Origin of the sequence: Corynebacterium sp. HMSC077D03 (assembly GCF_001808545.1) — a bacterium.
In the GTDB taxonomy this organism is placed as follows: Bacteria; Actinomycetota; Actinomycetes; order Mycobacteriales; family Mycobacteriaceae; genus Corynebacterium; species Corynebacterium simulans.
Genome location: NZ_KV793652.1, coordinates 39,466 through 53,264, shown reverse-complemented (window position 1 = coordinate 53,264; position 13,799 = coordinate 39,466). Strand labels below are relative to the sequence as shown.

13 protein-coding genes are annotated in these 13,799 nt (G+C 57.8%); 11 read left to right on the top strand and 2 right to left on the bottom strand.

Features of this window, described 5'->3' with window-relative positions; translation table 11 throughout:
• A complete protein-coding gene (locus HMPREF2888_RS00255) occupies positions 1 to 1,011 on the bottom strand; it encodes a hypothetical protein (protein ID WP_141744792.1) in 1,011 nt (336 codons plus the stop codon).
• Between the two features lie 124 nt (positions 1,012 to 1,135).
• On the opposite strand from HMPREF2888_RS00255, the gene HMPREF2888_RS00250 reads away from it, so the two are divergent.
• The 9 genes from HMPREF2888_RS00250 (at position 1,136) to HMPREF2888_RS00210 (ending at position 10,700) form a co-directional block, all read left to right on the top strand.
• Positions 1,136 to 1,960, top strand: a complete 825-nt coding sequence (locus HMPREF2888_RS00250; protein ID WP_201040701.1) for an undecaprenyl-diphosphate phosphatase — start codon at positions 1,136 to 1,138, stop codon at positions 1,958 to 1,960.
• A 92-nt stretch (positions 1,961 to 2,052) separates the two neighbouring features.
• Positions 2,053 to 3,291: a cysteine--1-D-myo-inosityl 2-amino-2-deoxy-alpha-D-glucopyranoside ligase gene (mshC, locus tag HMPREF2888_RS00245; protein WP_070432918.1), complete on the top strand. Its 1,239-nt coding sequence runs from the start codon at positions 2,053 to 2,055 to the stop codon at positions 3,289 to 3,291.
• Between the two features lie 24 nt (positions 3,292 to 3,315).
• A complete protein-coding gene (locus tag HMPREF2888_RS00240; RefSeq protein WP_070432919.1) occupies positions 3,316 to 3,699 on the top strand; it encodes a hypothetical protein in 384 nt (127 codons plus the stop codon).
• Between the two features lie 20 nt (positions 3,700 to 3,719).
• Positions 3,720 to 4,475: an HAD family hydrolase gene (locus HMPREF2888_RS00235; protein WP_062035038.1), complete on the top strand. Its 756-nt coding sequence runs from the start codon at positions 3,720 to 3,722 to the stop codon at positions 4,473 to 4,475.
• 49 nt (positions 4,476 to 4,524) lie between these two features.
• Positions 4,525 to 4,788 carry a phosphoribosyl-ATP diphosphatase gene (locus HMPREF2888_RS00230; protein ID WP_061922452.1) on the top strand — a complete coding sequence of 88 codons (264 nt, stop codon included), beginning with the start codon at positions 4,525 to 4,527 and terminating at the stop codon, positions 4,786 to 4,788.
• 17 nt (positions 4,789 to 4,805) lie between these two features.
• Entirely contained in the window at positions 4,806 to 5,651 is an 846-nt protein-coding gene (gene hisG, locus HMPREF2888_RS00225; RefSeq protein ID WP_061922455.1) for an ATP phosphoribosyltransferase, read from the top strand.
• Positions 5,652 to 5,795: 144 nt separating this feature from the next.
• Positions 5,796 to 7,328 carry an aspartate ammonia-lyase gene (gene aspA / locus HMPREF2888_RS00220; RefSeq protein WP_061922458.1) on the top strand — a complete coding sequence of 511 codons (1,533 nt, stop codon included), beginning with the start codon at positions 5,796 to 5,798 and terminating at the stop codon, positions 7,326 to 7,328.
• A gap of 311 nt (positions 7,329 to 7,639) precedes the next feature.
• A complete protein-coding gene (locus HMPREF2888_RS00215; protein ID WP_061922461.1) occupies positions 7,640 to 8,947 on the top strand; it encodes an anaerobic C4-dicarboxylate transporter in 1,308 nt (435 codons plus the stop codon).
• 85 nt (positions 8,948 to 9,032) lie between these two features.
• Positions 9,033 to 10,700, top strand: a complete 1,668-nt coding sequence (locus HMPREF2888_RS00210) for a formate--tetrahydrofolate ligase (protein ID WP_061922464.1) — start codon at positions 9,033 to 9,035, stop codon at positions 10,698 to 10,700.
• Here the strand turns inward: HMPREF2888_RS00210 and HMPREF2888_RS00205 are convergent.
• Positions 10,697 to 11,521: a RecB family exonuclease gene (locus HMPREF2888_RS00205; RefSeq protein WP_061922467.1), complete on the bottom strand. Its 825-nt coding sequence runs from the start codon at positions 11,519 to 11,521 to the stop codon at positions 10,697 to 10,699. The genes HMPREF2888_RS00210 and HMPREF2888_RS00205 overlap by 4 nt on opposite strands.
• A gap of 46 nt (positions 11,522 to 11,567) precedes the next feature.
• Here HMPREF2888_RS00205 and HMPREF2888_RS00200 point away from each other — a divergent pair, with 46 nt between their 5' ends.
• A complete protein-coding gene (locus HMPREF2888_RS00200; RefSeq protein ID WP_061922470.1) occupies positions 11,568 to 12,827 on the top strand; it encodes a M18 family aminopeptidase in 1,260 nt (419 codons plus the stop codon).
• A 45-nt stretch (positions 12,828 to 12,872) separates the two neighbouring features.
• Positions 12,873 to 13,709: a tRNA (adenine-N1)-methyltransferase gene (locus tag HMPREF2888_RS00195; RefSeq protein ID WP_061922473.1), complete on the top strand. Its 837-nt coding sequence runs from the start codon at positions 12,873 to 12,875 to the stop codon at positions 13,707 to 13,709.
• Positions 13,710 to 13,799: the final 90 nt, after the last annotated feature.

The window sequence follows — 13,799 nt, the reverse complement described above, 5'->3', positions numbered from 1 at the left end:
TTACTTCAGATTCGGTTCGGAAATAAACTGGATGCCGCTGCCACTCGCAGAGGCGGTGACCACGGTGGCGTCGTCAAGCACGGCGATATTTTGAGCATCTGCGACCGTGTCAACACTACCTTTATTCTCAGGCACGCCGGAGACGATGGAAAAGGCATGTGCCTTGCCGTTGTCGGTGGTCGTAACCCATGCCAGCTGGCGCTGTGGGTCCCATGCCACGCCCCATGGCGAGCCGTCGACGTTGCCGTATTGGTGCAGGCGGATTACGTCGTCGGCGGTATATACCGCAAGACGCTCGCCAGAGGTATCGGAGGCGAGGACGAGGGCACCGCCACCAACAGAGATCTGGCCTATGCCTTGGCCTGCGCGAAGGCGGCCGCCGGCGCGATCGTTTTGCCAATCGATGTTCTGGATCGTGGAATCAGCGCGCAGGATGCGCACGACGTTGTCGGCACCGGCGTCGTTAGGCACAGCTAGGAGCTGATCGGAGCCTTCCTCGACCTCAATGTCGCGGTCGCGCTTGCCGTCCTCATAGATGCCAACCGTGCGCGAGTCCTTGGAGCCTGCGAAGATCTCGCCGCTAGAAAGTTGCGTGGCGACGGTGACCGGAGCTTCTTCTTCCATGGCTACCTCGGTCGGGGCATCGGGCTTGGTTGGGTCAATGAGATAGACCTTATCGCCGCAGGCAAGTACGAAGCCCTGCTGGGAGGCGTTCAAATCGCCGCACTTTTCGTCGATGTCGATCTTCTTTGCGTCGCCGCCGAGGAACTCGCTCTGCTGGCCGACGTAAAGTGCGTCCTTGGTGCGGACGGCGATGGTGTTGCCGTGGGCCGCGAGGTCCGTTACCTTCTCCTCAAATTTCGCGACCTTGCCTGCAGGCTTTGCCCCATCGTTGGAGGCAGGAGCAGGCGTGGCGTTTACCTTCAGAGCTGAATCTGGATAGCCGCCAACGCCTACCTCCGGCTGGCATGCACTAAGTGCTAGGGCGCTTGCAAAAAGCGTCAGTGGCATCAATTTCTTTGTTCTGGCCAGTGGTTTCACGGTTGTTTATCCTAGCAGCCAGCGTGGGTAGATCCCGAAGCGCGCCAGACTATGTATGCTCACCCGAGTGAATACTGCAGCAGCAACAGACGCAATGTCCTGGCTTCAGGTCATCGTCCTATCCATTGTCCAAGGCCTCACCGAGTTTCTGCCAGTTAGCTCTTCCGGCCACCTGCGGATCGTCTCCGAGCTTTTTTGGGGTCAAGACGCTGGTGCATCCTTTACTGCCGTGATCCAGCTTGGTACGGAAGCAGCCGTATTGGTCTACTTCGCCGGAATGATTTGGCAGATCCTTAAAGGCTGGTTTGCTGGACTTTTCAACAAGGAAAAACGGGGTCAAGACTATCGAATGGGATGGATGGTCATTGTCGGTTCCATTCCGATCGGCATCCTGGGCGTGCTGGGCAAGGATTTCATCCGTGACAATCTGCGCAACCTGTGGATTACGGCTGCGATGCTCATCCTTTTCTCTTTTGTCTTCATCACGGCTGAGCGCACCGGAAAAAAGGAGCGCGGCTTCGAAGAATTGAACATGAAGGACGCCATCGTCATGGGTCTATGCCAGTGCTTGGCGCTGGTGCCTGGCGTTTCCCGTTCCGGCGGTACCATCTCTGGAGGTCTCTTCTTGGGCCTCGACCGCGAGGTGGCAACTCGATTTAGCTTCTTGCTCGCAATCCCAGCCGTGTTGGCTTCCGGGCTGTTTTCTTTGGGGGATGCCTTCGGCCCGACTGTCGGCCAGTCCGCAACCGGCGCGCAATTGCTAGTGGGCACCCTTATCGCCTTTGCGATTGGCTATGCCTCCATTGCATGGCTACTGAAATTCGTGGGCAACCATTCCTTCGAATGGTTTGCCGCATACCGCATCCCAGTGGGCATTATCATCATGGCGCTCATCGCTTTCGGCTACCTTCAGCCATAGGCCGGTTTTCTCATAACTGGCTATTAGCCCTGCCTGATGCCTAATGCTGTACAAAGTGCATTAGGCATGAAAAGGGCGCTACGATAGACCGCATGCATTCTTGGCCTGAACCCCATGTTGAATTAGTTCCAGGGAAACCCCACGCACTCCGCCTCTACGACTCCGCGGATCAGCAGATCCAGAAGGTAGAGGTAACGGGGGACACCGCCACCATGTACGTGTGCGGTATTACTCCCTATGATTCGACCCACCTGGGCCACGCGGCAACATATTTGACCTTTGACCTGGCCTATCGCCAGCTCCTGGATAACGGCTACAAGGTTCATTACGTCCAAAACATCACGGATGTGGATGACCCGCTCTTTGAGCGTGCAGAGCGCGACGGCGTCGATTGGCGTGAGCTCGGCACCTCCCAGATTGATCTTTTCCGCTCCGATATGGAGCTGCTTTCTGTTTTGCCACCCCAGGATTACGTGGGCGCGATGGAAGCCATCGATGAGGTCACCGAGATGGTGGGCAAGCTTCTCGATGCCGGCGCCGCCTACATCGTTGACGACCCCGAATCCCCCGACGTCTATGCGTCCATCGAAGCCACGGAAGCCTTTGGCTACGAGTCCAACTACTCCGCAGCGGAGATGGAGGAGTTCTTCGCCGAACGCGGTGGGGACCCTGAGCGTCCAGGAAAGCGCAACCCGCTGGATGCCTTGATTTGGCGCGCTCACCGTGAAGGCGAGCCGGCATGGGATTCTCCATTTGGCCCGGGCCGACCTGGTTGGCACATTGAGTGTTCTGCTATCGCCACCAATCGCCTGGGCGCCTCGTTTGATATCCAGGGCGGCGGAAGCGATCTTAAGTTCCCACACCACGAGTTCTCAGCAGCGCATGCGGAGGCAGCCTTGGGTGTGGAGCGTATGGCGCAGGTTTACGTGCACACCGGCATGATCGGCCTCGACGGCGTCAAGATGTCGAAGTCTCTGGGCAACCTCGTTTTCGTCCACAAGCTGGTTGAAGCGGGCGTTGATCCCTCCGCCATTCGCCTGGGCGTCTTCGCAGGCCACTACCGCAGCGAGCGCGATTGGTCCGATGAGGTTCTGCACGCGGCCAACGAACGCCTGGCAAACTGGCGTAAGGCTCTGGAGAATCCGGGCAGCGTAGATGCCGCACAGGCGCTTGTCGACGCAGTGCGTCTCGCGCTTTCCAATGACCTGGATACGCCGGCAGCTTTGCAGGCCGTCGACGAGTGGGCAGCGGGCGAGCGCGGCGCAGATGACGAGCAGGCGGCTGAATTGCTGCGCACCGCTTTTTATTCGCTACTTGGCGTGCACGTTTAAGAAATATCAGGCAGAATTCACTTCATGAGCATTCGCGCAGACTTTCAGCCCACCGTCGATGAGTTCATCAGCAATCTCGAGTCTTTTGCCACTGGCAGCTACCTCAAAGAAGAAGAGAAAGAATTCTGGGAGGCGCCCTTCGACGCCGGCGTTCTTCCAGAGCTGCGTTCCATTGTGGAAAAGCTTCTTGACGATCTTGATGCACTCCCTGATGATCCAGACGGGCAATCTCTTACCGCGAGCGTCAACAAGTCAGTAGAGAAGCTGGCTGCGTTCAACCGCAAGAACGCGGATGCAGTTTTGGAGCCGGAGGAAAAGGAAGAGCTCTCTGAGCTTATCTACAATGCCTCCGCAGCCACCGGCGCCGATGACGAAGCCTTGGCACAACTGCCTGAGCTCGACTTCTAAACGTAACCCCTTATCTTTTGATGAGCTCATCTTTCGAATCTGCAGGTTTCGCATCCAGTCAAGCCATACCCAAACGGCCCGCAGCAATCTTTTGGGACATGGACGGCACACTAACCAACTCTGAGCCTTTGTGGGCCCAAGCCACATTGCATCTGTCTAGCCTTATGGGCCATGCAATGACCCCGAAGGAGCGGCTTGCTACGGTTGGCGGCACTTTTGAAAAAACTCTTTCAGTCTGCGCTGAGTTGGCTGGAGTCGAGCTTATGCCCGGTGACTATCAGCGTTACCAGGAGGTTACTTTTGACTACGTCAAAAATCTCTTCCACGGCAACCTAGAAATCTTCCCAGGTATCCCGGAGCTTCTGCGCGAACTGCATGCGGATGGTATGCCGATGATGGTCACCACGAATACGGAGCGCTATGTCGCTTCTTCGGCCATTCCGGAGATAGGCGAAGAATTCTTCGTCGATACAATCTGCGGTGACGAAGTACCAGCCGGAAAGCCTGCACCCGATATGTACTTGGAGGCAGCGCGTCGCCTCGACCTTCATCCCGCTGATTGCTTGGTCTTTGAGGATTCCGCTGCGGGCATGCGTGCGGCTGTCGACGCCGGCTGCCATGTCATTGGCCTACCGGAGGATGACAGGGTAGTGGTTCCAGCGGAAGTAACTGAAATTTCTACGCTACGGCCTGCGCGTCACTTAGACGGCGTTAATGCGGCCGATGTCTATGCGTGGTTTGGCGAGATCAGCTCTAATTCGTCCAAATCTATTTAGTTATCGATTTTAGCCCTCGGAGCCAAGTTTCTATGCAACAATAGAATCCGTGAAGAATTTCGAGTCCCTTTTTGCAGAACTGTCCGAGAAGGTTCAGGCCCGTGCGGCGGGCTCTGGAACCGTGGCTGCATTCGATAAGGGCGCTCATCATCTTGGCAAGAAGATCATCGAGGAAGCCGGTGAGGTCTGGATTGCTGCCGAGTATCAATCCGACGAAGAGCTCGCCGAGGAAATGTCGCAACTTATCTACTGGCTACAGGTCATGATGCTAAAGCGGGGCCTTAGGCCAGAAGATATCTACAAGTATCTCTAAAGGGAAGGAGCCTTAAGATGATTAAAGTTGCCGTTCCCAACAAGGGATCATTGTCCGAGGCTGCCCTTAGCATCTTGGCAGAAGCCGGCTACAAAGGCCGCGGGCACTCCAAGGCACTCAACATCGTTGACGAGGCTAACGGTGTCGAGTTTTTCTTTTTGCGCCCCAAAGACATCGCCATCTACGTCGCCCAAGGCGTCTTGGACTTAGGCATTACTGGTCGCGATCTCGCGCGTGACTCCCGCGCATCATTCAACGAGGTTCTAGATTTAGGCTTTGGCGCATCCACTTTCCGCTACGCCGCCCGCCAGGGTGAAGACTGGACCATTGAAAAGCTGCAGGGCAAAAAGATCGCTACTTCTTATCCCAATCTCGTGCGCGCGGATCTGCGGCAGCGGGGGATTGAAGCTGAAGTTATCCGCCTCGATGGTGCGGTGGAAATTTCCATCCACTTAGGCGTTGCCGATGCGATCGCAGACGTGGTCTCTACCGGAGCGACGCTGCGTCAGCAGGGGCTTGCCCCGTTTGGGGAAGCCATCACCGAGTCCACGGCGGTCCTCATCAAGCGCGCCGGCGTGGGATTGAGCGATGAAGAGCAAGTAGTCCTCCAACGCATCCAGGGCATCCTAAATGCGCGTAACTATTTGATGCTCGATTACAACGTGCCCAAAGAAGACTTGGAGGCGGCTTCGGCAGTAACACCGGGGCTTACCGGGCCCACGGTTGCCCCTCTCGCAAGGGACAATTGGGTAGCGGTGCGCGCGATGGTCCCACGGCAGGATGCGAATCGAATTATGGACCACCTTTCGGCGTTGGGAGCGGAAGCTATCCTGGCATCAGAGCTACGCATCGCCCGCTTTTAGGGGTAAATTTTAGAGATCTTGCGCAGATTGAACGCCGGAATGCCTGCTCTAGCTACGATGGGCCTTGAGTTTACTCAAACAACTATCGTTCGAAATGCTCGCGGATTTTTCAGCGAGTATTGACCACTTAAGGAGTCCCGCCAAATGGCTAAGACCACTAAGAAGGATGCAGAAATCGACGCTAAGCAGGAGGGCGTAAAACCTTCTGCTAACGAGGCCAAGGACGCTGCCAAGGCTAAGAAGTCTTCTTCTAAGAAGTCTCGCACCGAGACCGACCTTCTCGGCTCCATGGAGATCCCGAATGACGCGTACTACGGTGTCCACACCCTGCGCGCCATCGACAACTTCCAGATCTCCTACGTCACTATCAACACCATTCCAGACTTCATCCGCGGCATGGTGATGGTCAAGAAGGCCACCGCAATGGCCAACCGTCGTCTGCACGTTCTGCCTAAGCAGAAGGCAGAGGCAATCATCTGGGCATGTGACCAGATCCTGGACGAGGGTCGCTGCATGGACCAATTCCCGCTCGACGTCTTCCAGGGCGGCGCGGGCACCTCGCTAAATATGAACACCAACGAGGTTGTTGCCAACCTCGCTCTTGAGTACCTCGGCGAGGAAAAGGGCGCATACGACATCATCAACCCGAACGATGATGTCAACATGTCCCAGTCCACCAACGACGCATACCCAACCGGTTTCCGCTTGGGTCTGTACTACTCCCTGGACACCCTGATCGAGCGCATCGATTCCCTGCAGAACGCTTTCCACGACAAGGGCAACGAGTTCCAGGACATCCTGAAGATGGGCCGCACCCAGCTGCAGGACGCTGTTCCTATGACCCTGGGTGACGAGTTCAAGGCATTCGCTCATAACCTGGCTGAGGAGCAGGCGGTACTGCGCGACGCTCAGAAGCGCCTGCTGGAGATCAACCTTGGTGCCACCGCAATCGGTACCGGCGTTAACACCCCAGCTGGCTACCGCCACCAGGTCACCGCAGCCCTATCCGAGGTCACTGGCCTGGAGATCAAGACTGCTCGCGACCTCATCGAAGCAACCTCCGACTGCGGCGCATACGTTCTGCTGCACTCCGTCATCAAGCGCACCGCTATGAAGTTGGCCAAGATCTGTAACGATCTGCGCCTGCTGGCTTCCGGCCCACGCGCTGGCCTGGGCGAGATCAACCTGCCTGCTCGCCAGGCTGGTTCCTCCATCATGCCGGGTAAGGTCAACCCGGTTATCCCAGAGGTTGTCAACCAAGTCTGCTTCAAGATCTTCGGCAATGACCACGTTGTCACCATGGCTGCTGAGGCTGGCCAGCTCCAGCTCAACGTCATGGAGCCGGTCATCGGCGAGGCACTGTTCCAGTCCATCCGTATCATGGGCAACGCTGTTGACACCCTCCGCGAGAAGTGCGTCACCGGCATCACCGCCAACGCTGATGTCTGCCGCGCATACGTTGAAAACTCCATCGGTATCGTCACCTACCTGAACCCGTTCATCGGTCACCACAACGGTGACGAAATCGCTAAGGAGTCCCTGAAGACCGGCAAGGGCGTCAAGGAACTCGTTCTGGAGAAGGGCCTTATGGACGAGGCAACCCTGTCCAAGGTTCTGTCCGTTGAGAACCTGATGCACCCAGAGTTCCGCGGCCAGCTCTACATCGACGAGGACTAAATCCGACCTAAACCTTTAATGGTTTCGCTGGGGGAGTATCAGCGCCTCCTGCGAGCTATTAAGTACGGATTTTAGGCCATGTGGTTTTACCACATGGCCTTTCGTCGTTTTGTTGTTGTGCAGGGATTTCTCTGGTTTTCAATCAACCAACCGTAATGCAAAAGGTTAATTTTGTGGGAACAAGCACAAACGGGCGTTTTAATTAACCAAAACCACATGATTTGGGGGACAATGGGGAGGACAGAGCATGGCTGACTCGTTTATTTTCGGCTGAGGAAGCCATTTAATTTTTCGACCTTGTGGAGATTCCCATGGCTGTAGTCCATATCCTCATTGTCCTCGCCGCGATTTACTTAGGTGCCCGCATTGGCTCAATCGGCATCGGTGTCGCTGGCGGTCTCGGCGTCCTTTTGCTGGGCCTAACAGGCGTGCCGGTTACCCGCGAAGATATCCCTTTCGACGTCATCGGCATCATCATGACCGTTATTGCCGCCATCGCCGCCATGCAGCGCGCGGGCGGTATGGACTACCTGGTCCAGGTGGCCGAGCGCTTCCTGCGTAAGAACCCGCGGCGCATCACCTACTATGCGCCGATCGTCACCTGGCTGATGACCGTTCTAGCAGGTACTGGCCACACCGCATTCTCTACGCTGCCCGTCATCGTCGAGGTAGCAAAGGAAGGCAAGGTCCGCCCATCGCGTCCGCTTTCCATCGCCGTGGTGTCCTCCCAGATGGCAATTTGTGCCTCGCCGATTTCCGCCGCCGTGGTCCTGCTGGCCTCGCTTCTGGAGCCAACCGGCATCGGTTACCTCCAGCTGCTCGGCGTTCTTATTCCAGCAACCTTCCTCAGCATCTTCCCGGCTGCTTGGCTAGCAAACCACGCGGGTAAGGAACTAGAAGACGATCCGGTCTATCAGGAGCGCCTCGCACAGGGCCTCGTCGCAATGCCGAAGGGACACACCGACCAAAGCACGCAAAAGGGCGCAAAGGCCTCCATCTACATCTTCCTGGCTGCCATCGTCATCGTCATGATTTGGGCAACGCTGACCTCGGAGCAGGTTGGCCTCATCTCCGAGCCGACCCTGCCACGCAACGAGGCCATCATGACGGTCATGCTTACCGCAGCAACACTCATCGTCATGATCACCAAGATTCCAGCCGCCGACATCCTCAACACCCCGGTATTCAAGTCCGGTATGTCTGCTTCCATGTGTGTTCTCGGCGTCGCCTGGCTGGGCACCACGCTCATCAACCACTACATGGACAACATCCAGACCATGGCGGGCGACGTCGTCAAGTCCGCTCCGTGGATGCTGGCCGTCGTTCTCTTCTTCGCCGCCGCACTGCTGTACTCCCAGGCTGCTACCACCAAGGCGCTGCTGCCGGCCGCGCTGGCCCTGGGCGCAAGCCCGCTGACCGCACTGGCCGCATTCCCAGCCGTTTCCGCTCTGTTCATCCTCCCGACCTACCCAACCTTGCTGGCCGCAGTTGAGATGGACGATACCGGCTCCACCCGCATCGGAAAGGCTGTGTTCAACCACCCATTCCTCATCCCAGGAACGGTCTCCATCGTGGTCGCTGTTCTGCTGAGCTACGCACTCGGTGCTGTCATCGCCTAGAGCCCGCGATTTGACAATTTAGCCGCCCACTGTCCTTTTCTCCGAAACAGGCAGATCGGGCGGCTTTTCTCTGTAGCATAAAGCCATGGCTACCCAACTCTCAGATGTCGAAATCGCACAGGCTCACAAACTGGAGCCAATTACCGATATTGCTTCTCGTGCGGGAATCCCGGAGGAAGCGCTCATTCCTTATGGCAACACCAAAGCCAAGGTTGATATCACGAAGCTCGAGGACCTTCCCACCAAAGGCAAGCTGGTGCTCGTCACTGGTGTTTCTCCAACACCGGCTGGTGAAGGCAAGTCCACCACGCTGATTGGTCTAACCGATGCTTTAGCACTACTGGGGCACAAGGCCATCGTCGCTTTGCGTGAGCCTTCCCAAGGTCCAGTCATGGGTATCAAGGGTGGTGCCGCCGGCGGCGGTTATTCCCAGATTGTCCCGATGGAGGATATCAACCTTCATTTCACCGGTGATTTCCATGCCATCGCAGCGGCCACCAACACCTTGGCTGCCATCATCGATAACCACATCCACCAAGGAAACCAGCTCGGCATCGACCCGCGCCGCGTGACCTGGCAGCGCTGCCTCGATGTCAATGACCGTGCGCTGCGTGGCATCGTCACCGGCCTCGGCGGCCCGGCACACGGAGTGCCTGCGGAAACTGGATTCACCATCACCGCAGCTTCTGAGATCATGGCTATCTTGGGCCTGGCTACTGACCTCGAAGACCTTAAGAAACGCTTGGGTGATATTACCGTTGGCTATACCTTCGACCAAAAGCCAGTCACGGCACGCGAGCTTGATGCCGAGGGCACACTGACTGCTTTGATGCGCGACGCCCTCAACCCGAACCTAGTACAGACTCTGGGCGGCACCCCGGCATTCGTACACGGTGGACCTTTTGCCAACATTGCGCATGGCTGCAACACCTTGCTTGCAACACAGACTGCGATGAAGTTCGGCGACATTGTGCTCACCGAGGCTGGCTTTGGCGCCGACTTGGGCGGCGAGAAGTTCATGGATATCAAGGCTCGCTTTGGCGAGCTCGACGTCGCGGGTGCTGTGGTCGTTACCACCATCCGCTCCCAAAAGTACAACGGCGGCCAGGCCCGTGAGGACCTGACCACGGAAAATCTTGACGCACTGCGCAAGGGCATCGTCAACCTCGAGCGCCACGTTGAAAACATCCGCAAGTTTGGTCTGCAACCAGTAGTTGCGCTCAACTCCTTCTACAGCGATACCGAGGCCGAGCGCGAATTCATGCGGACCTGGGCCAAGGACTTTGGCGTCGCCCTGGCTGAGGCAGATGTCTGGGCAAAGGGCGGCGAAGGAGCCAAGGAGTTGGCAGAAACTCTCTTAGAAAACCTCTCCGAGGGTCAGGCACATCAGCTCTACGATCCAGCAGAGGGCGTGGAAAAGTCCATCGAAAAGATCGCCACCGAGGTCTACCGTGCAACCTCTATCGAGTACGGCCCGAAGGCCAAGAAGGACCTGCAGTACATCAAGGACAATGGCTGGGATAACTTCCCAGTGGTCATCTCAAAGACGCAGTACTCCTTCTCCGATAGCCCGGCTTCCTTGGGCGCTCCAGAGGGCCATACCCTCCACGTGCGCGAGCTGCTGCCGCGTACTGGTGCGGGCTTCATCGTGGTGCTGACTGGCGACGTCATGACCATGCCGGGTCTGCCGAAGAAGCCGGCGGCCAACAACATCGATGTTGCCGCCGATGGCACCATTTCCGGCCTGTTCTAGTTATCTGCGGCGGAGCCCGGCCAACCCGGATACTCGGGCGGGGTTCCGCCGAATTCAGGACAAAGCTCTTGGAAAGAGCACCAGCCGCAAAGCTTCGAGGTCTTCGGGCGGAAGAGACCTTCCTTACCGTCGCCCTCGATCTTTGCCCATAGCTCGCCTAGATCGCGCTCGAAGTACTCCAGCTCTTCGCGGGTTGGGGTAAGGAACATCGAGTCAATGACCTTGAGGTACATCAGGCGCAGCTGGGCGGGGATGACGCCTAGCATTCGCCAATAGACAAGCGCGTAGAAACGCATCTGGAACTGGGCGTCTTGGCTAAAGCGGGGGATTGGCTTCTTGCCGGTCTTATAGTCCACGACGCGGACCTCACCGGTTGGGGCAACGTCCACGCGGTCGATGAAGCCGCGGACCGGCACGCCGTTTGGCAAGACGGTATTGACGTACATCTCGCATTCTTTAGCATCGAAGCCCTGCGGGTTTTCCATCTGGAAATAGCCCTTGAGCAATTCGCGGGCCGCTACGAAGAAATCGAGGGTTTCTTCCTCGGGCACGAGCTCTTTAAGCTCGGCGTCGGCAGCGACCATTTTGGCCCATTCCGGCTTAATCATTTTCACTGCAGCGGGGTAGTCACGCTCTTCGCGCGGCAGCTTGTGGGTGTTTTCTAAAACTGCGTGGACCAGCGTTCCTTTTACTTGCGCTACGGTCTTCGGCTCGGGGAGCTTGTCAATTGCCCGAAAGCGGTAGAGAAGTGGGCACTGTTTATAGTCTGAGGCCCGAGAAGGCGAAAGCGCCAACGGGCGAGGTTTTCGTGCATCAGCCATGGTCCTTTTAGCTTAGCGCGGCGCAATTCATGGCAAAGTAGGAGGCATGAGTATTTCGGATGAGTTCCTTGATTTCATAGCCGCTTCTCCTTCTTCCTATCACGCGGCCCACGAGGTGGCGCGCCAGCTAGAAGAGGTGGGCTTTGTCCGCCAGGATGAGGCCGCGGAATGGTCAGCAGCCCCAGGCGGCCACTACATGATTCGCGGCGGCGCCATCATGGCTTGGTTCGTGCCGGAGGGCGCGGGCAAACACTCCGCGTTTAGGATCATCGGTTCTCATACAGATTCGCCGGGCCTTGTGCTCAAGCCGACCCCCGATTTTGATGCTGCGGGCTGGCAGCAGGTCGCGGTAGAAATTTACGGCGGCCCGTTGCTGCATACCTGGTTTGACCGTGAGCTGACCGTTGCCGGTCAGGTGGTAACGAAGGATGGCGTGCATCATTTGGTTAACACCGGCCCGATTCTGCGTCTTCCTTCGCTGGCTATCCACCTCTACCGCAAGGACGAGTTCAAGCCGGATCGCCAGCACAACATGCAGCCGGTGCTTTCCGTGGGCACTCCCGATGCCTCGGTATTGCGCGTGGTAGCGGAGTCCATCGGCGTGGCTCAGGATGAGATCTCTGCATTCAATCTCATTACTGCCGATGCCCAGCGGGGCGCCGTATTCGGCACCGGTGAGCGCTTCATCGCGGCCGGCCGCATGGATAATCTTTCTTCCGTGTTTGCCAGCCTCGTCGCAATGCGCAATGCCGCCCAGCAGAAGGACTATGGACACGAAGACATTTTGGTCATGGCTGCCTTCGACCACGAAGAGGTGGGCTCGGCTTCTCGTTTCGGTGCTGCCGGCCCGATTCTCGCCGATGTCCTGGGGCGCACTGGTCGCGCGCTGGGAGCCAACGAGGAGGAGCGGTATCAAATGTATGCGCGTTCTTGCTGCGTGTCGGCCGACGCCGCGCATTCGGTCCACCCTAATTACGCAGGCAAGCACGATCCCACGCATCACCCGATTATCGGTAAGGGCCCCGTCACCAAGATCAACGGCAATCAGCGCTACGCGTCCGACGCCACGACCGTCTCCCTGTGGGAGCGCGCATGCGAGCGAGCCAAGGTTCCTTTCCAGCGCTTCGTGGGCAACAACGACGTGCCCTGTGGCTCCACCATCGGTCCCATCACCGCGACCCGCTTAGGCATCGACACCGTCGACGTCGGCGTGCCGATGCTTTCTATGCACTCCGCACGCGAGATGGTCGGCGAACGTGACCAAGTATGGATGGCCAAGGCCATTGAGGCATACTTGTTAGGTTAATTAAACCTCCTTTAAATCCACGAGAAAGCATAGGAAGCACACACCATGCCTTATTCCGGACCTTTTCACTATGGCGATCGCGTCCAACTGACCGATGCTAAGCGCCGCCACTACACGGTGATACTTGAGGAAGGCGGCGAGTTTCACTCGCACAAGGGCATCATCCGCCACGACGAAATCGTCGGTCTGGATGAGGGCTCCGTGGTGCGCTCCACACTGGGCAGCGACTTCCTGCTCTTCCGCCACTTGATGGTGGACCACGTGCTTTCCATGCCGCGTGGCGCGGCGGTCATCTACCCGAAGGACTCCGCGCAGATCCTGGTCGAAGGCGATATTTTCATGGGCGCACGCGTCCTGGAGGCTGGCGCCGGCTCCGGTGCGTTGTCCATGACGCTGCTGCGCGCCGTTGGCCCGCAGGGACACGTCTTCTCTTACGAGGTGCGCGATGATCACCTGGAGTACGCCGTGGACAACGTCAAGGAATACTTCGGCGAGCAGCCTGAGTGGTGGACCCCGCGCTTGGGTGATTTGGCGGACGTCACCGTGGAAGAACTCGGCGGTCCGGTCGACCGCGTCATCCTCGACATGCTTGAGCCGTGGGAGCATTTGGAGAAGGTTCGCGACATCCTGATCCCTGGCGGCGTTTTCATGACCTACGTGGCTACCGTGCCGCAGCTGATGAAGGTCATGGAGGGGATCCGCGAGCTGAAGTGCTTTACCGAGCCGAAGGCCTGGGAGTCCCTCGTGCGTGAATGGAAGGTGGAAGGCCTTGCCACCCGTCCAGAGCACCGCATGAACGCGCACACTGCGTTCCTCATCTGGACGCGCCGCCTTGCCGACGGCGTGACTCCACCCCGCCCGCAGCGCCGCGCCCGCAAGTAGGTGCAAAAGAAACGAAGCGGAGCCAAAGAATCCGCGGGGAGATTTTAGGCCAACCTGACTTGTCGGCATGGTTCACGCGCTAGTGTGTAG